This window comes from Enterococcus sp. DIV0901a (genome assembly GCF_051711525.1).
In the GTDB taxonomy this organism is placed as follows: domain Bacteria; phylum Bacillota; class Bacilli; order Lactobacillales; family Enterococcaceae; genus Enterococcus_B; species Enterococcus_B faecium.
In genome coordinates, this window is record NZ_JBIOMW010000001.1 from 2,482,501 (window position 1) to 2,508,977 (window position 26,477).

The 26,477-nt window shown below is 40.8% G+C and carries 18 protein-coding genes, 1 tRNA gene and 2 rRNA genes (1 of these 21 running past the window's edge); 3 read left to right on the forward strand and 18 right to left on the reverse strand.

Annotated features, from left to right (window positions below):
- From IGL70_RS11975 to pth, 15 genes are all read right to left on the reverse strand, one after another.
- Positions 1 to 725 (reverse strand): 23S ribosomal RNA (locus IGL70_RS11975); it reaches 2,190 nt to the left of the window's first position.
- A 292-nt stretch (positions 726 to 1,017) separates the two neighbouring features.
- Positions 1,018 to 1,090, reverse strand: a tRNA-Ala gene (locus IGL70_RS11980).
- A 76-nt stretch (positions 1,091 to 1,166) separates the two neighbouring features.
- Positions 1,167 to 2,727 (reverse strand): 16S ribosomal RNA (locus IGL70_RS11985).
- The 16S and 23S rRNA genes sit together here with 1 tRNA gene alongside, the layout of an rRNA operon.
- A gap of 680 nt (positions 2,728 to 3,407) precedes the next feature.
- Positions 3,408 to 4,904, reverse strand: coding sequence for a lysine--tRNA ligase (gene lysS / locus IGL70_RS11990; protein WP_002296055.1), 1,497 nt, complete (start codon positions 4,902 to 4,904; stop codon positions 3,408 to 3,410).
- 110 nt (positions 4,905 to 5,014) lie between these two features.
- Positions 5,015 to 6,019, reverse strand: coding sequence for a tRNA dihydrouridine synthase DusB (gene dusB, locus IGL70_RS11995; protein ID WP_002307694.1), 1,005 nt, complete (start codon positions 6,017 to 6,019; stop codon positions 5,015 to 5,017).
- A complete protein-coding gene (gene hslO, locus IGL70_RS12000; RefSeq protein WP_002298174.1) occupies positions 6,020 to 6,907 on the reverse strand; it encodes an Hsp33 family molecular chaperone HslO in 888 nt (295 codons plus the stop codon). It lies immediately after the preceding gene.
- Positions 6,908 to 7,123: 216 nt separating this feature from the next.
- Positions 7,124 to 9,235: an ATP-dependent zinc metalloprotease FtsH gene (ftsH, locus tag IGL70_RS12005; RefSeq protein WP_002287418.1), complete on the reverse strand. Its 2,112-nt coding sequence runs from the start codon at positions 9,233 to 9,235 to the stop codon at positions 7,124 to 7,126.
- An 89-nt stretch (positions 9,236 to 9,324) separates the two neighbouring features.
- Positions 9,325 to 9,870: a hypoxanthine phosphoribosyltransferase gene (hpt, locus tag IGL70_RS12010; RefSeq protein WP_002287415.1), complete on the reverse strand. Its 546-nt coding sequence runs from the start codon at positions 9,868 to 9,870 to the stop codon at positions 9,325 to 9,327.
- Positions 9,870 to 11,315 (reverse strand): tRNA lysidine(34) synthetase TilS, encoded by a 1,446-nt coding sequence (gene tilS, locus IGL70_RS12015; RefSeq protein ID WP_033585966.1) that lies wholly within the window; start codon positions 11,313 to 11,315, stop codon positions 9,870 to 9,872. The genes hpt and tilS overlap by 1 nt, the downstream gene beginning before the upstream one ends.
- 119 nt (positions 11,316 to 11,434) lie before the next feature.
- Positions 11,435 to 11,905, reverse strand: a complete 471-nt coding sequence (locus IGL70_RS12020; protein ID WP_002287412.1) for a S1 domain-containing RNA-binding protein — start codon at positions 11,903 to 11,905, stop codon at positions 11,435 to 11,437.
- A 45-nt stretch (positions 11,906 to 11,950) separates the two neighbouring features.
- On the reverse strand, positions 11,951 to 12,376 hold the full coding sequence (locus IGL70_RS12025; RefSeq protein ID WP_002287409.1) for an FtsB family cell division protein: 426 nt from the start codon (positions 12,374 to 12,376) through the stop codon (positions 11,951 to 11,953).
- A 66-nt stretch (positions 12,377 to 12,442) separates the two neighbouring features.
- Positions 12,443 to 12,712 carry an RNA-binding S4 domain-containing protein gene (locus IGL70_RS12030; RefSeq protein WP_002287407.1) on the reverse strand — a complete coding sequence of 90 codons (270 nt, stop codon included), beginning with the start codon at positions 12,710 to 12,712 and terminating at the stop codon, positions 12,443 to 12,445.
- 10 nt (positions 12,713 to 12,722) lie between these two features.
- Positions 12,723 to 14,318, reverse strand: a complete 1,596-nt coding sequence (locus tag IGL70_RS12035; protein WP_002325526.1) for a putative polysaccharide biosynthesis protein — start codon at positions 14,316 to 14,318, stop codon at positions 12,723 to 12,725.
- A 14-nt stretch (positions 14,319 to 14,332) separates the two neighbouring features.
- The gene (gene mfd / locus IGL70_RS12040) at positions 14,333 to 17,854 is read right to left on the reverse strand and encodes a transcription-repair coupling factor (RefSeq protein WP_002287403.1); all 3,522 of its coding nucleotides are present in this window, start codon (positions 17,852 to 17,854) and stop codon (positions 14,333 to 14,335) included.
- Between the two features lie 16 nt (positions 17,855 to 17,870).
- Complete coding sequence (gene pth, locus IGL70_RS12045) at positions 17,871 to 18,431, reverse strand: aminoacyl-tRNA hydrolase (RefSeq protein WP_104873989.1); 561 nt, start codon at positions 18,429 to 18,431, stop codon at positions 17,871 to 17,873.
- 352 nt (positions 18,432 to 18,783) lie between these two features.
- Here pth and IGL70_RS12050 point away from each other — a divergent pair, with 352 nt between their 5' ends.
- The gene (locus IGL70_RS12050; protein ID WP_002287399.1) at positions 18,784 to 19,758 is read left to right on the forward strand and encodes an L-lactate dehydrogenase; all 975 of its coding nucleotides are present in this window, start codon (positions 18,784 to 18,786) and stop codon (positions 19,756 to 19,758) included.
- Between the two features lie 169 nt (positions 19,759 to 19,927).
- Positions 19,928 to 21,328 carry a L,D-transpeptidase family protein gene (locus IGL70_RS12055; RefSeq protein WP_002298179.1) on the forward strand — a complete coding sequence of 467 codons (1,401 nt, stop codon included), beginning with the start codon at positions 19,928 to 19,930 and terminating at the stop codon, positions 21,326 to 21,328.
- 77 nt (positions 21,329 to 21,405) lie between these two features.
- On the opposite strand, the gene IGL70_RS12060 is transcribed toward IGL70_RS12055, so the two are convergent.
- Both IGL70_RS12060 and IGL70_RS12065 read right to left on the reverse strand, forming a co-directional pair.
- Positions 21,406 to 22,128 carry a YebC/PmpR family DNA-binding transcriptional regulator gene (locus IGL70_RS12060; protein ID WP_002287391.1) on the reverse strand — a complete coding sequence of 241 codons (723 nt, stop codon included), beginning with the start codon at positions 22,126 to 22,128 and terminating at the stop codon, positions 21,406 to 21,408.
- A gap of 78 nt (positions 22,129 to 22,206) precedes the next feature.
- Positions 22,207 to 22,713: a VanZ family protein gene (locus tag IGL70_RS12065; protein ID WP_002287389.1), complete on the reverse strand. Its 507-nt coding sequence runs from the start codon at positions 22,711 to 22,713 to the stop codon at positions 22,207 to 22,209.
- 122 nt (positions 22,714 to 22,835) lie between these two features.
- On the opposite strand from IGL70_RS12065, the gene IGL70_RS12070 reads away from it, so the two are divergent.
- Positions 22,836 to 24,635: a M3 family oligoendopeptidase gene (locus IGL70_RS12070; RefSeq protein WP_002328221.1), complete on the forward strand. Its 1,800-nt coding sequence runs from the start codon at positions 22,836 to 22,838 to the stop codon at positions 24,633 to 24,635.
- A gap of 67 nt (positions 24,636 to 24,702) precedes the next feature.
- Here the strand turns inward: IGL70_RS12070 and IGL70_RS12075 are convergent, their stop codons facing one another.
- Positions 24,703 to 26,280, reverse strand: a complete 1,578-nt coding sequence (locus IGL70_RS12075; RefSeq protein WP_104873988.1) for a C40 family peptidase — start codon at positions 26,278 to 26,280, stop codon at positions 24,703 to 24,705.
- Between the last annotated feature and the right edge of the window lie 197 nt (positions 26,281 to 26,477).

A 26,477-nucleotide genomic window follows, 5' to 3' on the forward strand; every position in this document is an offset into this window, starting at 1 on the left:
ATCACATGGTTTCGGGTCTACGACTACATACTCAAACGCCCTATTCAGACTCGCTTTCGCTGCGGCTCCGTCTCTTCAACTTAACCTCGCATGCAATCGTAACTCGCCGGTTCATTCTACAAAAGGCACGCCATCACCCATTAACGGGCTTTGACTTGTTGTAGGCACACGGTTTCAGGTTCTATTTCACTCCCCTTCCGGGGTGCTTTTCACCTTTCCCTCACGGTACTGGTTCACTATCGGTCACTAGGGAGTATTTAGCCTTGGGAGATGGTCCTCCCGGATTCCGACGGAATTTCTCGTGTTCCGCCGTACTCAGGATCCTCCTAGGTGTCTTCCACATTTCGTCTACGGGGTTTTTACCCTCTTTGACTGACTTTTCCAAGTCATTCGACTATCTGAAAGAACTACCATATTGGAGTCCTACAACCCCAACAAGCAAGCTTGCTGGTTTGGGCTTTTCCCGTTTCGCTCGCCGCTACTCAGGGAATCGAATTTTCTTTCTCTTCCTGCAGGTACTTAGATGTTTCAGTTCTCTGCGTCTACCTCGAATGTGCTATGTATTCACACAATCGTAACATCCTATTAAAGATGCTGGGTTCCCCCATTCGGAAATCTCTGGATCATAGCTTACGTACAGCTCCCCAAAGCATATCGGTGTTAGTCCCGTCCTTCATCGGCTCCTAGTGCCAAGGCATCCACCGTGCGCCCTTATTCACTTAACCTTATCAACCTTGCGGTTGGGTTTTGATCCTTCTTCTAGCGATAGAAGTTAGATCAAGAAAATAAGCAATTGAACTTATTAAAAAACTCTATCCAGCTCACAAATCAGCCTGTGCGGCAAAAAGATCGATCGTCTCATAAAATCAAAGATTTTATGGCCGTCCGCCTATTTTGCTTCAGGCTAAACAATTTGTTCAGCTTTCAAATTCAACGCGGTGTTCTCGGTTTGTATTACTTACATTTACTTCAAATATCCAGTTTTCAATGAACAAATTTAACAACTAATGTTGTTAATGGAGCCTAGCGGGATCGAACCGCTGACCTCCTGCGTGCAAAGCAGGCGCTCTCCCAGCTGAGCTAAGGCCCCGTTTTAAATTGAGAGTAAACCTCTCAAAACTGAACAAAGTAAAAACAAATTGTGTAGTCTCCGTAATATTCCTTAGAAAGGAGGTGATCCAGCCGCACCTTCCGATACGGCTACCTTGTTACGACTTCACCCCAATCATCTATCCCACCTTAGGCGGCTGGCTCCAAAAAGGTTACCTCACCGACTTCGGGTGTTACAAACTCTCGTGGTGTGACGGGCGGTGTGTACAAGGCCCGGGAACGTATTCACCGCGGCGTGCTGATCCGCGATTACTAGCGATTCCGGCTTCATGCAGGCGAGTTGCAGCCTGCAATCCGAACTGAGAGAAGCTTTAAGAGATTAGCTTAGCCTCGCGACTTCGCAACTCGTTGTACTTCCCATTGTAGCACGTGTGTAGCCCAGGTCATAAGGGGCATGATGATTTGACGTCATCCCCACCTTCCTCCGGTTTGTCACCGGCAGTCTTGCTAGAGTGCCCAACTGAATGATGGCAACTAACAATAAGGGTTGCGCTCGTTGCGGGACTTAACCCAACATCTCACGACACGAGCTGACGACAACCATGCACCACCTGTCACTTTGCCCCCGAAGGGGAAGCTCTATCTCTAGAGTGGTCAAAGGATGTCAAGACCTGGTAAGGTTCTTCGCGTTGCTTCGAATTAAACCACATGCTCCACCGCTTGTGCGGGCCCCCGTCAATTCCTTTGAGTTTCAACCTTGCGGTCGTACTCCCCAGGCGGAGTGCTTAATGCGTTAGCTGCAGCACTGAAGGGCGGAAACCCTCCAACACTTAGCACTCATCGTTTACGGCGTGGACTACCAGGGTATCTAATCCTGTTTGCTCCCCACGCTTTCGAGCCTCAGCGTCAGTTACAGACCAGAGAGCCGCCTTCGCCACTGGTGTTCCTCCATATATCTACGCATTTCACCGCTACACATGGAATTCCACTCTCCTCTTCTGCACTCAAGTCTCCCAGTTTCCAATGACCCTCCCCGGTTGAGCCGGGGGCTTTCACATCAGACTTAAGAAACCGCCTGCGCTCGCTTTACGCCCAATAAATCCGGACAACGCTTGCCACCTACGTATTACCGCGGCTGCTGGCACGTAGTTAGCCGTGGCTTTCTGGTTAGATACCGTCAAGGGATGAACAGTTACTCTCATCCTTGTTCTTCTCTAACAACAGAGTTTTACGATCCGAAAACCTTCTTCACTCACGCGGCGTTGCTCGGTCAGACTTTCGTCCATTGCCGAAGATTCCCTACTGCTGCCTCCCGTAGGAGTTTGGGCCGTGTCTCAGTCCCAATGTGGCCGATCACCCTCTCAGGTCGGCTATGCATCGTGGCCTTGGTGAGCCGTTACCTCACCAACTAGCTAATGCACCGCGGGTCCATCCATCAGCGACACCCGAAAGCGCCTTTCAAATCAAAACCATGCGGTTTTGATTGTTATACGGTATTAGCACCTGTTTCCAAGTGTTATCCCCTTCTGATGGGCAGGTTACCCACGTGTTACTCACCCGTTCGCCACTCCTCTTTTTCCGGTGGAGCAAGCTCCGGTGGAAAAAGAAGCGTTCGACTTGCATGTATTAGGCACGCCGCCAGCGTTCGTCCTGAGCCAGGATCAAACTCTCATAAAAAGTTCGAACAATCTTGCGATTGTTAAGCTCAATTTGTTTGCTAGCATATTGCTTGCTTGTTAAAAATGTTTGTTGTCTTGAATTGAATCAAGACGCCCTACACATTTGGTTTGTCTTACTTTGTTCAGTTTTCAAAGGTCTACTTCATCGAGAGTGTTTCCCGATTCATTTTTGGTTGCCGTAGCAACTTTTATATCATATCAGAGAGACAAACGATTGTCAACTCTTTTTTAAAAGTTTTTTTCGATTTCGTTTTTCGAAATCTTTCAGCAACTCATTTATCATAACTTATCGTTTGTTATTTGTCAAGAACTTTTTTGAAGTTTTTTTCGATAGAATCAAGCTTCGCAAGTGGTTCTTTTTTAACGACTCAGTTATCTTATCATGTCGTTAGTAACATGTCAATAACTTTTTTGTTATGTTTTTGAATAAATATTTTCTTCTGTCTTTTGGACAAGTAATAATATACCAACTAAATTTAGCTTGGTCAACGAATTTTTTGTATTTTTTCAAGTTTTTTTCAATAAACGATTATTCATAACTTTTCTTTCTTTATCGTTCGTTTTCGTCTTCTTTAATGTCTAGAATAGTCGGCATTAGCTTTTGAACTTTCGTTATTATTTATTCCTTTCTACACAGCAAAAGCTGCCTAAGGAATTCCTTAGACAGCTTTTATTCGATTATCTCATTGTTGGGAATAGCAAAACATCCCGAATTGATTGTGCATCAGTTAGCAACATTACTAATCTGTCGATCCCGATACCTAGACCACCAGTTGGCGGCATACCGTATTCTAAGGCTTCCAAGAAGTCTTCGTCTACACCGTGAGCTTCGTCATTTCCTAGTTCACGTTCTTTTTCTTGCGCTTCGAATCTTTCTCTTTGATCAATTGGATCGTTCAGTTCTGTAAAGGCATTAGCAAATTCGCGCCCCACGATGAATAGTTCGAATCGATCTGTGAATCGAGGATCTTCTGGATTTTTCTTCGCTAAAGGCGAAACTTCGACTGGATGTCCGTATACAAACGTCGGTTGTGTCAATGTTTCTTCAACAAATGTTTCAAAGAATTCATTGATAACATGTCCGACACCCATAGCTTCGGTTACTTCTACATTGTGTTTTTCGGCTAAAGCTAATGCTTCTTCCAATGTCATTTCTTGCCAGAAGTCTACACCAGTTTGTTCTTTGATTGCATCTACCATATGGATGCGTTTAAAGTCACTTTCTAAGTCGACAGCTTGTCCATCATATGTGATTTTTGCTGTTCCTAGTACTTTTTCAGCTGCGTTACGGATAATACCTTCTGTCAGATTCATTACATCATTGAAATCAGTATATGCTGTGTATGCTTCTAACATTGTAAATTCTGGATTATGTGTAGTATCAATTCCTTCATTACGGAAAACGCGGCCGATTTCATAAACTTTTTCCATTCCGCCAACAATTAGTCGTTTTAAATGAAGTTCTAGCGCAATACGCAAATATAAATCAATGTCCAGTGCATTATGATGCGTGATAAATGGGCGTGCGGCAGCTCCACCTGCCTCATTGTGCAATACTGGTGTTTCTACTTCAATATAGCCATTGCCATCTAAATAGCGACGGATTTCGCTGATAATTTGGCTTCGTTTCATAAATCGGTCAAAGCTTTCGCGATTACTGATTAAATCCAAGTAGCGTTGTCTGTAGCGTTGTTCAATATTCGTTAAGCCATGGTATTTATCTGGCAGTGGACGAAGTGCTTTTGACAAAATCGTGATTTCTGAAGCTTTGATAGAAACTTCGCCTGTGTCTGTTTTCATGATTTGTCCAGTTACACCAAAGAAATCTCCAAGGTCTGCATGTTTGAATACTTCATAGGCCTCATCACCTACTTGGTCTTTTCTTACATAAATTTGAATTTGGCCTTCACGATCTTGTAGATGCGCAAATCCAGCTTTCCCTTTTCCTCGGCGAGTCATCATACGACCAGCTACACTAGCGGTCAATCCCATTTCTGCTAGTTCTTCTTTTGTTCTTGGATCAAATAGTTCATGCAATTCTTCTGAGTTGTGCGTGCGTTCAAATCGTTTTCCAAATGGATCGATTCCATCTTCACGCAATTGTTCCATTTTTTGACGACGTACAAGCATTTGATCATTTAAATCTTCTACTTGATGTTGTTGTTCCTGTGTCACAAAAGTTCCTCCATTCTCATGTTAATCTCTTTCCTATAATGCCAATGAAACACAAAAAAAGCAAGCCGAACTTGGAATTTCGGCTTGAAAATTCACGAAAAACTTAGAAATCACAACGTTTGTTTCAATAGTACTTTTTCCGCTTTTTCTACAAATTGGTCCAGCAGGTCATTGATTTCTTGCTGTTTTTCTGTCTGATTGATTGCTACTTTCACTTTCGCTGCTCGAGGAATCCCTTTTAAATAATAAGCCGCATGTGTTCTGAATTCTCTACAAGCTACTTTTTCTCCTTTGAGATCTGCTAAGCGTTGTAAATGAAGTTTAGCTGTAGCAATTTTTTCGGCTGGTGTTGGTTCAGGAATCAGTTCTCCTGTTTCGAGATAATGCTGTGTGCGGTGAATCATCCATGGATTGCCCAGCGCTGCACGACCAATCATCACACCGTCTGCACCGACATAGTCAAGCATCCGTTTTGCATCTTCTGGCGTTTTGACATCCCCGTTCCCCATAAATGGGATCGTCAAATGTTTTTTCACTTCTTTCAATACTTCCCAGTCCGCTTTTCCTTCATACATCTGAACCCGTGTACGTCCATGCATAGCGATGGCACTTGCTCCAGCTGATTGTGCTGCTAATGCATTTTCTACAGCAAAGACGTGCTCTTCATCCCAACCAATACGCATCTTGACTGTTACTGGGATATCTACTGCTGAAGAAACAGCTTGGACCATTTCGTATACTTTCTCAGGATCTAAAAGCCATTTTGCTCCTGCTTCTGCTTTGATTACTTTATTTACTGGACAGCCCATATTGATATCTATTATATCGGCAGCTGTGTTTTCTTCGACAAATTGAGCAGCTTCAACTAGACTATCTTTATTTCCGCCAAATATCTGTAAACTTAATGGATGTTCTGTTTCTTCAATGTGGAGCATCTCTAAAGTTTTTTTGTTTCTGAAATGAATACCTTGGTCACTGATCATTTCACATACGACTAAGCCTGCACCAAATTCTTTGACAGTGACTCGAAATGCTGAATTTGTTATTCCAGCCATCGGTGCAACAACGACACGATTAGGGATTTCCACATTGCCGATTTTCCATGTGTGTTCCACTTAAATCCCTCCTAAGGCTTCTTTCTTCAATCCAGCTAATTCTTCTTCACTATACTTGTATTTGTTATTACAGAAAGAACAAACCGCTTCTGCACCGTGATCTTCGTCTATCATTGCTTGGATTTCTTCTGCACCTAACGCGATAATTGCTTCTGCAAATTTTTCTTTTGAACAGTCACATTTGAATTGAACAGGCATTTTTTCCAAAATGTTCAATTCTTCTGTACCAAGCAATCCTTTCAATATTTCTTCTGGTGTCTGTCCTTCATCTAAGAGGGTAGAGATTCTTGGTGTCGTTTTTAATTGTTCTTCGATCTTGCTGATTGTTTCTTCATCGGCACCTGGCATGATTTGGATCATGAATCCTCCCGCCGTCTTGATGCTGTCGTCAGTATTGACCAATACACTCAGTCCAACAGCTGAAGGGATTTGTTCTGAGATAGCAAGATAGTAAGTAAAATCTTCAGCGATTTCTCCAGAAACAATCGGCGTTTGCCCAGAAAAAGGTTCTTTTAATCCTAAGTCTTTTGTGACAGTAAACATTCCTTGTGTTCCAACTGCTCCCCGCACATCGATTTTACCTTCACTATTTAGAGGAAGACTGAGATGCGGATTTTTGATGTAACCTTTCACATCTCCCTTTCCATTTGCATCTACTACAATTCCTGTTGCTGGACCATCGCCTTGGATTCGAACAGTTAGTTTGTCTTCTCCTTTGAGCGTCGCACCAAGTAGCAGACTACCGACCAATGTCCGTCCCAAAGCAGCTGAGGAGGTGTGCCAAGTATCATGACGTCTTTGTGCCTCCGCTACGGTATTTGTTGCTTGAACGGCGTATGCTCGGACGAATCCGTCGTGAGCAAGTGCCTTAACCAAATAATCTTTCATTTGTTATGTACTCCTTTTTCCGTTTTTAAACTCATAGTGAATCATACTAGCAACTACTGCTTTTTTCAACTTTGGAATGCTTCTTTTAAAAATAATTCAGAATCATCTAGAAAACAGGACATCATCCTATTTACAACTTAAATAAAGAAATCTCCCGAAAACCGGTTTTTGTTCCGGTTTTCGGGAGTCATATCAGATCAATTGACCTATATTTTTTTATTTGTATTGATCGTCTGAATGATTATCTTCTGATTGTTGAGAATCTGAATCATGTTCTGCTTTATTTTCCTCATTCAGTTCATGTTTTGCTTCTTCAAAATCACGTTTTTCTTCCGCTTGTTTTTCAGCGTCTTTTTCTTCCAAAGCACGTTTTGCTTCTTCAAAAGTTTTCGCTTCTTTTTCGCTTGGATAATCATTTGACTCAGTACCTTCAGGCATCACACCGTGTTCAAACAATGACTTGATTGCTTTGGCATCCAATGTTTCGAATTCCAAAAGTTTTTCAGCAATCAGTTTATGTTGTGCACGATGAGCTTCGATGATTTCTCGAGCTTTATCATGAGCTTCCATCAAGATTTTTCGTACTTCTTGATCAATCTCGAAAGCGACTTGTTCAGAGTAAGCTTTTGTTTGACCATAGTCGCGGCCAACAAACACTTGATGGTTTCCTTCATATTGAACAGGACCTAAACGATCACTCATTCCATATTCTGTTACCATGCTTCGTGCTAGAGCTGTCGCTTGCTCAAAGTCATTGGAAGCACCAGTTGATTGGACATTGAAGATGATTTCTTCAGCTGTACGTCCACCAAGTAAGCCTACGATTTGTTCAAACATATCTTCTTTCGTCATCAAGAACTGATCTTCTTTTGGTAAAGCGATCATATATCCGCCGGCGCGTCCGCGAGGGATGATCGTTACTTTGTGGACGACCCGAGCGCGACTCAATACTAATCCGACAATCGTATGACCAGCTTCGTGATAAGCAACCATTTCGCGTTCTTTTTTGCTGATTACGCGATCTTTTTTAGCTGGACCTGCAATCACGCGATCTTCCGCTTCATCGATATCAGAAGCATCGATTTTCTTTTTATTTCTTCTAGCAGCTACTAACGCTGCTTCATTCAAGACATTTTCTAAATCTGCTCCGGCAAAACCTGGTGTCTGTTGAGCCACAACTTTCAAGTCAACGTCATCTGCCATCGGTTTATTCCGTGCATGGACTCGCAAGATTGCTTCACGACCTTTTACATCTGGACGTCCAACTAAAATCTGGCGGTCAAAACGGCCTGGACGTAGTAACGCTGGGTCTAGTACATCAGAACGGTTGGTTGCAGCAATGACGATTACTCCTTCATTTCCGTCGAAGCCATCCATTTCTACAAGCAATTGGTTCAATGTTTGTTCGCGTTCATCATGTCCGCCGCCCATACCGGCACCACGTTGACGACCTACCGCATCAATTTCATCAATGAAAATGATAGCTGGTGCGTTTTTCTTCGCTGTTTCAAACAAATCACGAACACGACTTGCTCCGACACCGACAAACATTTCTACGAAATCAGAACCCGAGATCGAGTAAAACGGTACTCCAGCTTCTCCGGCAACAGCTTTTGCTAATAAGGTTTTACCTGTTCCTGGAGGTCCTTCTAAAAGTACACCTGCCGGGATACGGGCACCTAATTCAACAAATCGGCGAGGATCTTTCAGAAATTCAACAACTTCAACTAGTTCTTGTTTTTCTTCTTCCGCACCCGCTACATCAGAAAAACGTACGCGATTAGCTTTTTTGTCTGCTTCTTTGGCTTTTGATTTACCAAAGTTCATGACACGGCCGCCACCGCCACCGCCGCCGCCTTGTTGTCCCATCATCATGTAAAAGAAAAAGATGATGATTACGATTGGCAAGAAGCTAAGCAATAGGGAAACCCATATACCGCTGCTTGATTCTTCTTTTACTGTTGTAGCAACTTTGTTTTCTTTTGCCAGTTCTGTTACTTGGCTCAATGTTGTATCATTTGGCAAAATGATTGTTGTGAAATGGGTAGTAGTCGTATCTGTTGAACCTAAGATAGCTAACCCACCGCTGTTAGCGACGGTCTGCTGTTCTTTGTATTCACCAGTGATCTTATATACACCATTTGCAGGCTGCACTTCAAATTCTTTGATCTTGCCTGCTTGTAGTTGTTCTGTGAATTTTGAGTACTCGATATCTGACGATCGCTGGCCGTTATTACCAAAAATAAAATAAACGACCATTACCATCGCTAAGATTACGAGGACATAATACAAGGCATTTTTCATCATGCCGTTGTTCTTTTTGTTCATAGTTGCCCTCCCTAAGCGTCAATTTAATTTAACAGTTTTTTATCAATCCTGACCATTCTATTGTACCATAATTTAATTGAGATACAGCATTAATTTGATTGATAAACACTAGGTTTCAATACACCGATGTACGGAAGGTTACGATATGCTTCTGCATAATCCAAGCCATAACCGACCACAAATTCATTTGGTACGTTGAAGCCAACATAATCTGCTTCGATATTTACTACTCTTCCTTCAGGTTTGTCAAGTAGTGTAACAATTTTGACTGATTTTGCTTTGCGGTATTTGAAAAGATCCACTAAATAAGCAAGTGTTCTTCCGCTGTCAATGATATCTTCAACGATCAACAGATCGCGACCTTCTACATTCGTATCTAAGTCTTTGACGATTTTTACTTCCCCTGACGAGACTGTTGCATTCCCGTAGCTTGAAACATCCATGAAATCCAATTCCAAATACGTATCGATAGAACGAACGATATCTGCCATGAATGGTACCGCTCCTTTTAAGACACCTACTACTAGGGGATTGGTGTTTTGGTAAATTTCTGTTAACTCTTTGCCTAGTTCTTTGCAACGAACTTGTATCTCTTCTTGTGAGATCAAAATTCTCTCAATATCCTTTTCCAACATCAGGTTCTCCTTCCAATTGCTTCTTTTTGATATTTGTAAAGAAGTATGTAGTGTATTTTATCAGTTTCTTCACGAATACTCAAATATGAAAAGGCAAAAGGTATCAAGCTATATATATTTCTTTTGGCATCTGTAATGATCCAAGCATGCTGCCTTTGTGAATTAGGTACTTTCTGATCGATAAAATATCTAGATACTTTTTTTGTGAGATTCTCTGTTAATTTAATGCGGTCTCCTGCTTTTCTTTTTTCGACATACAGTTGCACATCAGCAGGAATCCAAATGTCATGAGAAAATAGAGACCATGAATCTGTTGCTTTGATGTCCCCTGCATTTTCAGGTTTGACCAGACCAATCCATTCTGTTTCATTCAAATATATTCCTTGTTCTGGAATCAGCAACAAGCGCTGGTTTTCTGTCTGGCTAGTTGCTTGTTTTTCTTTTTTAGAGAGTACAACAAAATGATACTCTCTTTTCAGTATCCAATTATTGCCAATACTGAGTTGCCATTGGCTTTTTTTCTGTTGCCACTGGTCTAAAATCGACTCCATTTGTTGTTCTTTCAAAATAATCCCTGTTTTTGAGAATGCTTTGTCGAAAAAGGAGTAAAAAAAATAGTATCGTTCAGCATCTGTCATTTCTTCAATCATTTCTGCAGAAAATCGAAATTGTTCCTCCCACTGTTCGACTTCCTTTTCGATCAACTGTCCCATATATTTTTGAATGACTTGGTCTGCCCATTGGATCTGTTGCGAAAATTGCTGGAAATGTCTCAACGCCTGTGTATTTTCTTGTTTCAATTGAGGAACTACCAAATGACGAAGCCGATTTCTCTGGACATCTAACAATTGGTTTGTCTGATCCTCAAAGTAAACAAGCTGCGATTCCGCTGCATAAGTATATAGGTCTTCTTTGCTAAAACTCAGCAACGGACGAACCAGTCTGCCCGTAGCAAATGGTTGTACTTCTTTGATTCCAGAAAAAGTATTTAACTGTCCCCCACGAACGATTTTCATTAACACCGTCTCGATTTGATCATCTCCGTGATGAGCAGTCATCAATGTGTCATATTGTCCTTCTTCCATCACGCGAGTGAATTCTTGATAACGAAAGTTACGAGCTTCTGTTTCTATGGCGGATTTGGCTGGATCTTCCCAAATACTTACATATAAAGGGAGATTCTTCTCTTCACAATATGAGCGAAGATAGGCAGCTTCTTCTGCTGATTCTTCTCTTAATTGGTGATTGATGTGGACGATACCTAAAGAAAAACCGATTTGGCGTTGCACTTGTAAAAGTAAATGGAGCAAAACCATCGAATCAACACCACCTGATACCGCTGCTAAAATTCTCGATCCTTGTTGCCAGAATCCTTGTTCATTCCCGTGCCGAATAAATGACTGCTGTAATAGCGGTGCTTTTTTCCCGCCTTTTTCAACGTTCATCCTTTCCACACCCTTTCTTCCTAAAAAAAAGAGAGCGGGAAAACGTCTAAAACGACAATTAACCTGCCCTCTGTTGATACTATGACCCAAATAGTCGCACTATCATTATTTGCGGCTTTTTAGCTGCGGCGTCCGCCACGGCCACCGCGCTTTCCTTCTGTGTTTCGCTTCAATGAAGATAAGCGGTCATCGCTATCTTTCAAAAATGAACTCATCAATGAATCGAAGTCTTCTTTTTGAGCTGAAGGTTGACTGCGAGAAAAAGATTTTTTCTGTGCTGGACGATTTCGGTTGTCACGGGGATCTTTTTGTTGATATTTTTTAGGACGGCTTTCTTCTCCAGATTCAGCAGGTTGTTCCTGCGCTTTCCGGATAGATAGTCCGATTTTTCCATCATCATTTACTGAAATAACTTTGACTGTTACTTCATCTCCTACACTTAAAACATCATGGATGTCTTTTACATAGCCATTTGACACTTCGCTAATATGAACTAGACCCGTTTTTCCAGCACCTAGATCAATAAACGCACCAAAATTTGTGATTCCTGATACTTTTCCTTGCAGTTTTGCTCCTACCTCGATTGACATAAAAAAAATGTTCCTCCTAATTATTTCCCTTTTTTATATTCCTGCTTATTTTGCAGTTGTAGAACTAGTTGATTGATCTGTTTCATTTGTCGAGCTGTCTGTATTTGATTCTAATATAGGATAAACTTTTTCACCGTCTTTTGAGTAAAAGAATTTGCTTCTGGCAAGTTTAGCTACATACTCATCATCTTTCAGCAATGAAACATCTTGGTGCAGCTGATCAACGTCTGCGTTGACTTCTTTCATTTCAGTATTTGCTTCGACTCTCAATTCGTTCAATTGATGCATCCTTTGCATGTCATGGAAAATCTGCACACCTATTATCGCGAAAATGACCAAAGCACCAACAAAAATTGCAGCCAGTCTGCGTCTTCGAAAAATCAGTTGACGTTGTTGTTGCTGAAATTCAGCATACTTTTTCTTTGCATATTCCGTATCTAGCGCAGCGATTTTATTGCTTTTTTTCGTCACTTGGATTCGCTCCAATCTTTTTGATTGTCTTTTTCATTATACCAATATCGTGAAAGCTTGTCTAATCTATTTCTCTAGTGTTTCTGTGCGATTTTCAGAAATAATTTCGTACATTTTTTGTGCATCTTCTTTTTTGGTTGATTCATGTAATTCCGTGATTTTCACTTCCAACGTTTTGTTGCCGAACTGGACTTTCAAAATATCGCCTACTTTGACATCACTGGAAGATTTCGCCAATTTACCGTTGATTTGAATTCTTCCTTTATCAGCTACTTCTTTTGCTACTGATCGTCTTTTGATGATTCGGGAAATTTTTAAAAATTTATCTAATCGCATATCTTATTCCTCACTTTTTAATTTTTTTATTTAATCGCAGGATTTTCTTACCAAAAGGCAACATTAGCCATTCTCGTACTGTAAACAGACGAAGACGGATCACTGTATAAATGAACACAGAAGCCCCGATCCCAACTCCTATCACGCTGACAAAAAAAGCAGTGGAACGATGAGTTACAGGACCAAACACTATATTCAATACACCATAATACAGCAGCAGTACTACTGCCATACAAAGAAGGCTGATCATCAACTTCCGTCCAAAATGCCGTTCTTTCCAAAAAGCATTTAGCTCTTTTGTTTCGATTCGAACAAAATACCAAAGCGTCACACCTAATCCTAAAAGAGTAGACAGGCTTGCACCTGCTGTTCCTAATAAACCGGTCAGAAAAGAAGTAGTCAATCCTTTTACCAATAGTCCCCATCCTGCGCCTTTTAAAGAAGGGCGAAACGAGTTCTTGCTTTGAGCAATACTTTGATAAGCTTGGATGACTGCAGTGAAAGCAATGGAAAAAACAAACAATACAAGCGCTGCATTTCCCGCATAATCTTTAAACAACGCATAATTGATATAAGGGAGCAGCAAGGCTAATCCCAAAGACGCAGCTAATGCTAAAGCGGTCGTCAATCTAAGATAGATTTTGGCTGTCTGTAAAAACTGACGATAGATCCGGTTGGTCAAATGACGAGTCAACGCAGGCAGGAATGTCGCACTTAATGCAGTGGCAATCACTAAACCTAATTGTACTAAAGGCTGACCTCGATCATAGACCCCTTTTGCTATCTTCGCACCGTATTCTGACAGTCCGTAAACTTCCAAAGCATTTTTTACAAAGAAAGAGTCGATCAGCTGGAAAAAGATAAGCAATCCACTATAAATCGAAACCAGTCCGCCTTCTATCAGAAAACGCCGGATCAAGGGCTTTGACGGCTGTTTGAACAATGGAAACCGTCGGAAGCTTAACGCTCCTCCATGAATCTTTTGTTCATAGTAGTGAAGGATCCCATATGCGCATAAACCGCCAAAAACAGCTCCACTCATTGCTGCCGTCCCTGTTTGGTACACCGTCCATCCAAGCTTTCTAAAAGCAAACGCACTACAGACAATCACAAAAACACGAACGAACTGCTCAACTACTTGAGAAACAGCAGTTGGTTCCATCAAGAATCTTCCTTGGAAATTCCCTCGATAAAAAGATAGACCAGGCATCAGCAAAAAGGTAAAGGAAACTACTTGGATCAGCGGTTTCAATTGTATGTCTCCCATCATCCAAGCAATCCAGCTGCTAAATGAAAAGACAAACAACCACAAAAAGACACCTGTCCAAAATACTAAGGGATAAAGATTTTGCAAAGCTTGCTTTCGCTCGAAAGGATTCTTTCTTTCTGCAACGTACTTTGATATGAACTGCGGAAGACCGGATAAAGCTAAAGTCATTGCTATCCCATAAATTGGATAAACTTGCTGATAAACATAAAAACCTTCGTCGCCGACTAAGTTTTGGAGGGGAATTCGGTAAAGGGCACTTAATACTTTTGCTATGAAAGAAGCAATCGTCAATACAAATGCTCCTTGCATGACGCGCCGCATTTCTTTATGATCCAAATCATTGCTCCTTCCTACGCTGACAGATATTTTTGCTCACGCAACGCTTTGACAAACTTTTGGATTTCCTGAAGCCATACTGCTTCTTCCATTTGGTTGGGGATCGTCAAGCGTATCACCATCTGTTCTTTTTCAACGCCTAGACTGGCTTTTAGTTTTGTCGCTGTCAGTGCTTCGAATAACTGTTCCACACTATAGCGTTTTGTTCCAACTTTACTTAGAGTAAAGACTATATGCGCCTCCTGTTTCCTTATCGTTTCTAGGAGCGCTCGATCGCCATCCATTTTGATCTGCCCAATTGTCAAGAGATGTGCTACTTCTTCTGGATATTCTCCAAAACGGTCGAGCAGATCATCTTCTAGTTCATCTAGCATTTCTTGCGAATCAAGTTCACGAATTCGTTTATAGATCTCGATTTTCTGCCGTTGATCTGCCACGTATGTTTCAGGTAGATACGCATCGACACCGAGGTCGATCTCAACAGTGGTCTTCTCCACTTGACTATTCTTTCCTTGTTTACGAGAAACAGCTTCGCTTAGCATTTGAGAATACATATCGAAACCGACTGCATCAATAAATCCATGCTGCTGAGCACCTAAGAGATTACCTGCACCGCGAATGGAAAGATCCCGCATCGCAATCTTGAATCCAGATCCCAGTTCTGTAAAATCTTTGATTGCCTGAAGACGTTTTTCACTGACTTCGTTAAGGATCTTCTGCTGCTCATACATAAAGTAAGCATATGCGACACGGCTGCTTCTTCCTACCCGCCCTCGCAATTGGTATAACGTGGATAATCCCATATAATCAGCGTTCTCAACGAACAACGTATTTGCGTTCGGGATATCTACTCCTGTTTCAATGATGGTTGTAGTGACAAGAACATCATACTGACCTTCAATAAATTCAAAAAGCGTATTTTCTAATTGCGCCTCTGTCATTTGCCCATGAGCATAACCGATCCGTGCTTCCGGAACGAGTTCTTGGATTTCTTCTACTTTTTGTTCGATCGTTTCTACCCGATTATATAAATAGAATACTTGTCCACCTCGTCCCATTTCTCGATGGATTGCTTCGCGAATAGCCCCAGGATTTTTTTCCATAACATATGTTTGGATCGGATAACGATTCGCAGGCGGTGTTTCGATTACTGAAAGATCCCGCACGCCTAACATCGACATATGCAAAGTTCTCGGAATCGGTGTTGCAGTCAGAGTCAAAACATCCACTTGTGCACGTAACTGTTTCAATCGTTCCTTATGTTTTACACCAAAACGTTGTTCTTCGTCAATGATCAGTAGACCCAAATCGCTAAATTCAATATCTTTTGACAAAATTCGGTGGGTCCCTACAACAATATCAACTTGACCTGTACGCAGTTGTTCGATGGTTTCTTTTTGTTGCTTTCTTGTTCTGAAACGACTTAATAGCCCGATATTTACGGGGAAGCCTTCAAATCTTTCCAGCATCGTTTCATAGTGCTGCTGTGCCAAGATCGTTGTTGGAACTAAAAAGGCTACTTGTTTGCTTTCCTTTATAGCTTTAAAGGCCGCTCGAAGCGCTACTTCTGTTTTCCCATAACCAACATCACCTACGAGTAGTCGATCCATTGGTTTTTCTTTTTCCATATCCCGTTTGATCTCCGCTGCACTTCTCAACTGGTCATCAGTTTCAGAGTAGGGGAAGGCATTTTCGAATTCTTTTTGGTAGGCGTCATCAGGTCCAAAAGCATATCCTTTTTCTGACTCTCTTGCGGCATATAATTTGATTAGATCGTCAGCGATATCCTCGATTTTTGAAGAGACTTTTCGCTTGGTTTTCGTCCATTCACTTCCGCCTAGCTTATTGATGCGAGGCGCTTTGGCTTCAGAGGCGACATATTTTTGGATCAGATTCAGTTGAGTAACAGGAATAAACAGTTTGTCGTCGTTTTGATACAAAATAGTCATATAGTCTTGGTGAACGCCATCTACTTCTAGCGTTTCCATCCCAATGTATTTCCCGATACCATGATTGGCATGGACAACGTAATCTCCTGCTTTTAACTCATTATAGCTTTTCAATCGCTCTGCGTTTGTTACTGTTTGACGTCTCGTTTGTTTTTTTGTTGTTTTTTGAAAAATTTCTTTTTCTGTGATAGCTACTATTTTTTCTTGAGGAAGTTCAAAACCAGCCTGCAAAGCTCCTTCAACTAATTGTACCTGTCCTCTGATCAATGCATTTTTTTCTGTTTCTACTACTAATATGTCTTCATCTCGAAGCATTTGTTCTGCTTTGCGTATTCTGTCCTTTGTCGGAATAAAGATCACAACAGTCTGTTTTTGCTTGCGCCAACGGTCCATTTCTGTTTTCAGCAATGGCATTTGTCCGAAGAACTGTTGCATCGTCCGATATTGAAAATTATGGATTGCTTGGAAACGAAGATTTCCCATCCCTTTTTGGAAGAGTGAGAAAAAGGTTGTGGTGAACTTTTCCTTCTGCACGATTTTTTGTATATCTGCTGAAAATGTCTGCTCAGAAAACACCCGCAATTCGCTGATTTTTTGAGTCTGCCATTCTGCCGCTTCCCTTTCGATTTCCCGATTTGTTTCCATGATTCGCTGATAATCATCAACGACTAGTAAACTATTTGAAGGGAAATAATCCAAGATCGTCACAGATTCTTGGTAAAGAAGATCTGAGTAGAATTTTGCTTCTTCTGTCGGGACACCTGCTTGCCAGCTTGAAGTCAGCTGACCGAAGTAATCTTGCAAAAACTCGCGGTCTGCTTCTTCTGTGGTCGCAGCAAGCCGTTTTTCTAGCATTTTTTGCATTTGCTCTATTCCATGTTCTAGATCCTCTGGTCCGTAGACTTGTTCACTCGTTGGGGAAACCCAGATTTCTTCCGTTTTTTCGATTGAGCGTTGTGTTTCTGCTTCAAAATACCGCATAGAATCTATCTCTACATCAAATAGTTCTACACGAACAGGATAGGTTGTCGTTAACGGGTAAATATCGATAATGCTTCCTCGAATACTGAATTCTCCCGGTTTTGCGACCATCTCTTCTCGTACATAGCCCATCAAAGTCAATTGGCGAGGAAGATTTTCCACGTCTATCTCATCACCAATATGCCAATTCAATTGCGCCTGTAGCCAAGTTTTCTTATTCGGCAGTCGTTTGTGCAAAGATGCGACTGGCAACAAATAGATACCTGCTTTTTTTTCTTGAAGTGCGTTAAGCGTTGCAACTCTCTCGCCTCGCGCTTCTGGAGAAGAAAAGGCCATTTCAGCAGAAAGCACTTCATCCACTGGAAATAAATGGATCTGATCTTGCGGAATCACATGTTGCAGATCTTCTGCTAACTGATTCGCATAATACAAATTTGGCATCAGAATAATCATGTTTTTATTTGTTTTCTTAAACGCTCGAGCAAATAGAAGTGTTTTCGCTGAGCCCGCTAATCCTGTGATTAGTTGTCTAGGCATTTTTTCTTCTAAATTGCTGACCCATTCTTTTACTTGCGGATCTTTTCCGACTAATTGAATAATATCCATTCCTTTTCCTCCTTCCTCAATTGAATCGATTCATCGCATCCACGAACGAATGCCCTTCTATGAGATATTCGACTGCTTTAACAGATTGACACATGCTTTCTTCTATCAAAGGCTGATTTTCTTTGCTGAAAGGACTAAGCACATGCTGGACTACTGTTTTTTTCCCTTCTGGCCTGCCGATTCCCACCTTGATTCGATCAAAGACATTCGTATTCAAATGGGAAATAATACTTTTGATACCGTTATGCCCGCCGGCACTTCCCTTTTGACGGAGCCGGATTTTTCCCACTGCCAGATCCAAATCATCGTAGATTACGACTAATTCCTCTGGATAAATCCCAAAATAAGTCATTAGTGGGCCGACTGCACGACCAGATTCATTCATGAATGTTTGTGGTTTGACTAAAAGGATCTTTTCTCCATTATGAAAAAATTCGGCAACTTCTGCTTCGAACGGATTTTTTTTGAAAGTAGCTTGATGCTCGTGTGCAATTTTATCCACGACCATAAAGCCGATATTGTGTTTTGTATATTGGTATTTGGTACCTGGGTTTCCTAACCCGACGATCATTTTCATTTTTGTTTTCCACCTAATTCTAAAAAGCAGCACAAAAGGCTGGACTGCTAATTAGCGGTCCAGTCCATCGAGCTTTTTTCTTTTTTATACTTGTCAATGCATAGTATAACACAAAACAAGGCGTTTCGGCTAAAAGAGAATCGTTAATAAATGATAAAGAAATTAAAAATTTCTTCAAAGTTTAATGAAATAATTGATATATAAAAATAGTGAAATAACGCACATGTAAGCTTTTACATATAATACAACCTTGTTATCTGTTATATTTTATAGCCAAATAGCGTGACATGGGGCTTGAGAAATGTTAGCATAAGCATGGGAAAAAACAAATCAATGGAAGGATTGATACTAAATGACTGCAGCTGCAGAAAAAAAAGATCATCAAAAAGTTATTCTTGTTGGAGACGGCGCCGTAGGTTCTAGCTATGCCTTTGCTCTAGTTACTCAAAATATCGCTCAAGAAGTAGGTATCGTGGATATCAATACTGCTAAAACTGAAGGAGACGCAATTGACTTGTCTCACGCTTTGGCATTTACTTCACCTAAAAAAATCTATTCTGCTACTTACGCAGACGCACATGATGCTGACTTAGTTGTTATTACAGCTGGCGCACCACAAAAACCAGGTGAAACTCGTTTAGACTTAGTAAACAAAAACCTAAAAATCAACCGCGATGTTGTCACACAAATCGTTGAATCAGGATTTAACGGTATCTTTTTAGTTGCCGCTAACCCAGTAGATATTTTGACTTACTCAACTTGGAAATTCTCAGGTTTCCCTAAAGAACGCGTAATCGGTTCAGGTACCTCTCTTGACTCAGCTCGTTTCCGTCAAGCACTTGCGGAATTAGTTGACGTTGATGCACGTAACGTCCATGCTTACATCTTAGGTGAACACGGAGATTCAGAATTCCCAGTTTGGTCACATGCAAATGTTGCCGGCTTGCAAATCTATGAATGGGTAAAAAACAACCCAGAAATCGATGAAGAAGCTATGGTTAACCTATTCTTTGGCGTACGTGACGCTGCTTACACAATTATCGAGAAAAAAGGCGCTACTTTCTATGGTATCGCAGTAGCATTAGCACGTATCACTCGTGCCATCTTAGATGATGAAAATGCTGTTCTTCCTTTATCAGTATTCATGAATGGCGAATATGGATTGAACGACATCTACATTGGTGCACCTGCTGTTATCAACCGTCAAGGTATCCAAAAAGTAATCGAAATTCCTTTAAGTGACAGCGAGCAAGACCGTATGGCTGCTTCTGCTAAGCAATTAAAAGAAATTCTAGATGAAGCTTTTGCTAAACTAGACGCTGAATAATCTTTGAACATGACGGAAAACATCTATTCGGTGTTTTCCGTTTTTTTATTTTATCACCCTTATGGTTTCTAAATTTTTTCATAAAGTAGAGATAACCTTCGTCTTTTCCTCTAAATTATGCTATCATGAGACCGTTCCACCCTAAACTTTTACTTAAGGAGTTGTCGATATGACAAGATCTTCGCATCGAAAAAAATCGAAACATGTTGCTTTGCTTTCAGCTCTTGGTGTTCTCTTAGTGCTGATCAGCTTTTATACCTATCGCAGTACATACTACACAAAGCATTTTTTGCCGAATACAGAAATAAATGGAATAAATGTCAGCAATCTAACAGTCGAAAAAGCAAATGAAAAATTAAAAGAAGCTTATTCTGATAAAAAACTGGCTATTAAAGAAGATGGAAAAGTCTGGCAGGAAGTACCAAAATCCGAGCTCGGCTACAAAGATGATTTCACTTCGGAGCTTTCTCCGATCCTAAATGAACAAAACGGATGGACTTGGGGAATGACTTATGTCTCAGCGGCAGAAAAACAAGAAATAGATCCTGTCAGTCAAAACCACCAAAAACTAGACACTACCGTTCAGACATTGACAACTAAGCTGACTGATTTGAACAAAGACCGGACACCTACTACTGATGCAACGATCGAAAAAGCAGGTGACTCTTTCGTTATCAAGCCTGAAGTCAATGGAAATACGATCGACGTCGATGCTGCGGTCAAACAATTAAAAAGTGCGGTAAACTCTGGTAAAGATACAATTGAATTGACTGAATTCAAAGAAAAACCAAAAGTAACATCTGAAGACAGCTCACTGAAAGAACAACTCGCATCCATGAATGCTATCGCAAATGTAAAAGCTACTTACAGTATAAACGGTGAGACTTTCCAGATCCCATCAAGTGATATTATGAGTTGGCTGACCTACAATGATGGAAAAGTCGATTTAGATACAGAACAAGTACGTCAATATGTAACAGATTTAGGCACAAAGTATAACACAAGTACGAATGACACAAAATTTAAAAGTACAAAAAGAGGAGAAGTTACGGTCCCAGTTGGCACTTACAGTTGGACGATCCAAACAGACAGTGAGACAGAAGCATTGAAAAAAGCGATTCTGGCAGGCCAAGATTTTACTCGTTCACCCATTGTGCAAGGTGGCACAACCGCTGATCATCCATTGATCGAAGATACGTATATCGAAGTTGATCTGGAGAACCAGCATATGTGGTATTACAAAGACGGAAAAGTGGCCCTTGAAACAGATATCGTTTCCGGAAAGCCAACTACACCTACACCTGCTGGAGTCTTCTATGTTTGGAATAAAGAAGAAGATGCAACTTTAAAAGGAACAAATGACGATGGAACACCTTACGAGAGTCCGGTAAACTACTGGATGCCGATTGACTGGACAGGTGTTGGTATCCACGATTCAGACTGGCAACCTGAATACGGTGGAGACCTATGGAAAACCCGCGGTTCACACGGCTGCATCAACACCCCACCAAGTGTAATGAAGGAATTATTCGGGATGGTCGAAAAAGGAACGCCTGTATTGGTCTTCTAACAAAAATAATATATAAAAAGAAAGCACCCGTACGATTGGTACAGGTGCTTTCTTTTTATTATCTAACCATGTGCTACTTACATTTCAGCAGCAGTAAAGACTTCTGAAACATCATCATCGTCTTCTAGCTTATCTACTAGACGTTCCAATTGCTCTTTTTGTTCCTCATTTAAATCAATCGTCGTTTGTGGAATCATCGTCAATTCTGCTTGCGCCAAAGTGAACTCTTTTTCCAACTCATCTCGTACAGCAGCAAAATCTTCTGGTGCAGTATAAATCTCGAATACTTCAGGAGAAGTTTGCAGATCTTCTGCCCCCGCCTCTAATACATCCTCAAACATCGTCTCTTCATCAACAGTCAACCCATCGCGTTCAATAGCGATATATCCTTTGCGGTCAAACAAGTAACTGACTGAACCCGTTTCTCCCAGTGATCCACCGTTTCGAGTAAAAGCTACTCGGACATTTGTCGCTGTCCGATTACGGTTATCTGTCAATGCATGGACTAAGATTCCTACTCCACCCGGACCATATCCTTCATACGTGATTTCATCGTAATTCGTTTCATCTACGGCACTCGTAGCCTTTTTAATCGCCCGTTCCACATTGTCGTTAGGCATATTTGCAGCTTTTGCTTTGTCCACAACAAGCCGCAAAGCTGGATTCATAGATGGATCAGGACCGCCTGCTTTAGCTGCCATATAAATTTCACGAGAAAGTTTCTGAAAGACTTTCCCTCGTTTTGCATCTTGGGCATTTTTTCTTCCTTGGATATTATGCCATTTACTATGTCCTGACATGATTTTTCCTCCCTTGTTCTTTTGAGAATACACTTCTATTCTAGTACTATTTCACAAAAAAACAAAGCCACAGCCAATCTATAAACGCTTCTTGAATGCCGCAAAAAGCACACATAATATCACAGCAGTCAGAGCACCGATCGAATCCAACATGACATCTTGGAACATAGGTGTTCGTCCACCGGTCATCATCTGATGGAATTCGTCCAAACCTGCGTACCCTGTTGCTGAAAGCCAAGCAAGGATCGCTGTTAGCCACCAAATTTTTAGTTTGGGGAAAACACCTAAAAACAAGCTGCCTCCCAAAATAAAATAGGTACCGAAATGTGCGCCCTTCCTTAAAAAGAACTCTAAAAATTTGGCGTAGCCCAGATGGTCGATACTCACCATACTTCCACCATAATTAAAACGTATACCCGCTAATGTGTCTTTAAATGGCTGATTAGGCAGCCAGCTTTCTAATCGCGAAACTTGTGATTGCTGTCCGTAAGTTTGAGAAGAACTGTAAAATAAGATTATAACGACTATCAGTGCGATTACTAAATAAATATTTCCGTTTTTCATTTGTTTTTTTGAAGAATTCATAAGTCACCTCTGTATTTTATCTTAGACTTTTTTTGAAGAAACAACAATCATTTTCATAGAGACTTCTTCCATAAAAAAGTGCTATACTTAATTTTGTATTACAATATGAAGGGAGTTTTTTCATGAGTTATTCATTAAATTGGAATCTAGATTCTATTTTTTCCGGAGGCAGTCATTCTGATGCTTTGAACCAACGGATGAAGCAATTGGAAGACCAAATGAACGAGTATTATCACCGCGTAACAAAATGGTCACCTAGTTCTGACAATGCAGAGCAGTTAAACGCTATTCTTCAATTGCAAGAAACGATTACGAATGGCTTTACCCAATGCAGCAGCTATATTACTGCATTGCTTTCTGCCAATGTCAATGATTCAGATGCAAAGGTCTTATCGGGCAAGCTTTACGCAATGCTGCCTCGTCTGCAATCAGCCGAAACTGTATTGTCAAAGAAATTTGCAGAAATATCTGACAATGATTGGAATCAGATGCTTTCTCAATCTTCGTTTGAAACAATTGCTTTTCGTTTAAACGAGATTCGTCGTGATGGCTCACAATTATTATCGGAAGCTGAAGAAAACATTATAAATACGCTTTCTTTAGATGGTCTAAATGCTTGGAGCAGTCATTATGATACGATTGTAGCCAGCATTTCGATTCCCTTCGAACAAGATGGACAAGTAGTCGAATTATCTGCTGGACAAGCCTTCAATAAGATGATGGGCGATCCAGATCCAAAAGTCAGAGAAACACTTTTCGCAGCATGGGAAGAAGCCTGGAAAGAAAAGGCACCCCTCTTCACGGATACTTTGAATCATTTAGATGGTTTTAGACTTTCTGACTATGAACTTCATGGTGTCACAGATTTTCTACAAAAACCATTAGAGTACAATCGGTTGAAGAAAGAAACATTGTCTGTCATGTGGGATACAATCCAGAAAAACAAACAACCCCTTGTTGATTACTTGACTAGAAAAGCTAATCTTTTCGGTAAAGAAAAAATGGAATGGCAAGATCAAGATGCACCTATTATTTTAGGCGATTTGAAAGAAAAAACCTTTAGTTTTGACGAAGCAGCAGCATTTATTATCGAAAACTTTAACAAATTCAGTCCAAAAATGGCTAAATTTGCCCAATCTGCTTTTGAAAAGAGCTGGATCGAAGCAGAAGATCGTCCTGGGAAACGTCCTGGTGGTTATTGTACTGAGTTACCAGAAACAAAAGAATCAAGGATCTTTATGACCTACAGTAATTCTGTTAATGAGGTTGCGACACTTGCTCATGAACTAGGACATGCTTTCCATAGCAGCACGATGTGGGATTTACCTTCTTTAAATCGCGAATATGCCATGAATGTCGCAGAAACAGCAAGTACATTCGCAGAACTGATCGTAGCCGATGCTACATTAAAAGTCGCAAAAACAAAAGAAGAAAAAATCAATTTGCTAGATACAAAACTGCAAAATGCTTTAGCTATGTTCATGAATATCCATTCCCGATTCATTTTTGAAAATCGATTCTATGAAGCACGGCAAGAAGGATTAGTCTCAGAAGATAAGATCACAGAGATGATGGTTGAGGCGCAAAAAGAAGGCTATCAAGGAGCTTTAGCTACTTACCATCCATATTTCTGGGCTGCAAAATTGCATTTCTTTATTGATGACGTACCGTTTTATAACTTCCCATACACATTTGGCTACCTCTTTAGTTTGGGCATCTATGCTTACGCCAACCAAAAGGGAGCAAATTTTGAAGAAGAATATATCCATTTACTACGCGATACTGCCTCAATGACGACGGAAGATCTTGCGAAGAAACATTTGAATGTCGATCTTACCCAACCAGATTTTTGGCAAGCAGGTATCGACATGGTGACTGAAGATATCCAAACGTTCATGGAATTGACAGAAGAATTTATCTGATTTCTATTTTATCACAATAAAAAAAGAGTTAGTCCAGAATGGGCTAACTCTTTTTGATTAATCATTCTTACATGCTGACAGCAAAGTCAGGGGCAAACCATTGAACTGAACCAACTTTTACGCTTTCGCCTGGTTGAGGAGCATGGATATATTGTCCTCCGCCTAAAGCAATCGCTACGTGGTAAGTTCCGCCTTGTGACCCCCAGAATAACAAGTCTCCAGCTTTTGCTTGAGAAACTGAAATTTTTGTTCCAGCTGATTCTTGAGGAACTGTCCAACCACCGATGTCACGACCAGTTACTTGCATGTAAACATAGCGTGTGAACCCTGAGCAGTCAAAGCCACTTGGATCTTTACCGCCCCAAACATATGGAGTACCAATATATTTGTAAGCTTCTGCTACGATTGCTGCACCATTCACACTTCCAGAAGGAGCTGGAGCAGGTGTTACAGGTTTTGGTTGTTCAGGTGTTGGTGTTGGCGTTGGAGCCGGAGTACTACTTCCTGTGCCGTTTCCTGTATCAACACTTTGATCTGTTGATGGTGTTGTAGGCGCAGGTGTTGTTGATTCTTCTGTTGAAGATTCAGGTACAGTTGTTGATTCTTCTGTTGTTGAAGATTCAGGCACTGTTGTTGATTCTTCTGTTGCTGAAGATTCAGGCGCTGTTGTTGATTCTTCTGTTGCTGAAGATTCAGGCGCTGTTGATTCTTCTGTTGAAGATTCAGGTGTTGTTGATTCTTCTGTTGCTGAAGATTGTGTAGCTGATGATGATTCTTCAGTCATTGAAGATTGTGTAGCTGATGATTCTTCTGTTGCTGAGCTTTGTGCAGTAGATGAAGCTTGAGTAGCTTGTGCTTGTGCTTCAGCTTCTGCTTGTTCGCGTGCTTCTTTTTCAGCTTTTTCTTGTGCAGCTTGTTGACGAGCTTGTTCTGCTAGACGTTGTTGTTCACGAATACGAGCTTGCTCTGCTTCAGCTTCAGCTTTTTGACGGTTCAAGTCAGCTTTCTTGTCTTCAGCAGTTGCTTGTTCAGCAGCTAATGAAGTTTTCAGTACGTTCAAATCAGCTTGTTTAGATAAAAGATCGCCTTTTTGAGATTCCAAAGCAGCTTGGTTTTCAGCTAATTCTTTTAGTTTAGCATCGTTTTCAGCTTTTTTGTCTTCTACAGCTTTTTTATCTTGTTTTTGTTGTTCCATCAAGTCGTTGTTTGCTTTTACCATCGTTGTCATTGCTTGAACGCGTCCAATAGCATCTGCTAATGATTCAGCATTCAATACAGCATCGATGTAGTTTGAGCTTGTGTTGCTTACTTGTGCTTCGCGTGCTTGTTTTTGGATTGTATCTTCACGTTTTTCAATACGTTCTTGTAAATCTGCAATGTCTTTTACTAATTGTGCAGATTCTTGACGCAATGTATCTTGTTTTGCTAATAGGTCTTGTGCTTGTGTATTGATTTCAGAAACTTGGCTTTCTAAGGCATCGATTTGTGATTGTGCATCTGCTTGTTGATTTTTCAAGTCTGCAATCTTTTGATCTTGCTGTTGTATCTGAGAATCAAAATCGTCCGCCGCGGCAGCGATCGGTGATGCTACGGCAGTCAAGGTCATTGAACATACCATTACTGCTGATATTAAACTCTTTTTCACTCTTCATTCCTCCGACTGGCTTAATTTAATAAATATCTAAATATATTTAAGTCTTTCTTAACGATACAAAAATTGTACCATAGCAGTATGTCAACGATATAATAGTTATGTTACAAAAATGTTTCAAAACAACTTTTAAAAATGACAAAACTGTTCGTTTCAGAAAATGATCATGAAAAAGCCGCGTTAAGTCTAGC

Coding starts and splice junctions, on each gene's coding strand:
- hslO (WP_002298174.1), bottom strand. CDS start 6,907: ATGAAAGATTATTTGGTTAAGGCACTTGCTCACGACGGATTCGTCCGA.
- ftsH (WP_002287418.1), bottom strand. CDS start 9,235: ATGAACAAAAAGAACAACGGCATGATGAAAAATGCCTTGTATTATGTC.
- hpt (WP_002287415.1), bottom strand. CDS start 9,870: ATGTTGGAAAAGGATATTGAGAGAATTTTGATCTCACAAGAAGAGATA.
- tilS (WP_033585966.1), bottom strand. CDS start 11,315: ATGAACGTTGAAAAAGGCGGGAAAAAAGCACCGCTATTACAGCAGTCA.
- IGL70_RS12020 (WP_002287412.1), bottom strand. CDS start 11,905: ATGTCAATCGAGGTAGGAGCAAAACTGCAAGGAAAAGTATCAGGAATC.
- IGL70_RS12030 (WP_002287407.1), bottom strand. CDS start 12,712: ATGCGATTAGATAAATTTTTAAAAATTTCCCGAATCATCAAAAGACGA.
- mfd (WP_002287403.1), bottom strand. CDS start 17,854: ATGGATATTATTCAATTAGTCGGAAAAGATCCGCAAGTAAAAGAATGG.
- pth (WP_104873989.1), bottom strand. CDS start 18,431: ATGAAAATGATCGTCGGGTTAGGAAACCCAGGTACCAAATACCAATAT.
- IGL70_RS12050 (WP_002287399.1), top strand. CDS start 18,784: ATGACTGCAGCTGCAGAAAAAAAAGATCATCAAAAAGTTATTCTTGTT.
- IGL70_RS12055 (WP_002298179.1), top strand. CDS start 19,928: ATGACAAGATCTTCGCATCGAAAAAAATCGAAACATGTTGCTTTGCTT.
- IGL70_RS12060 (WP_002287391.1), bottom strand. CDS start 22,128: ATGTCAGGACATAGTAAATGGCATAATATCCAAGGAAGAAAAAATGCC.
- IGL70_RS12065 (WP_002287389.1), bottom strand. CDS start 22,713: ATGAATTCTTCAAAAAAACAAATGAAAAACGGAAATATTTATTTAGTA.
- IGL70_RS12070 (WP_002328221.1), top strand. CDS start 22,836: ATGAGTTATTCATTAAATTGGAATCTAGATTCTATTTTTTCCGGAGGC.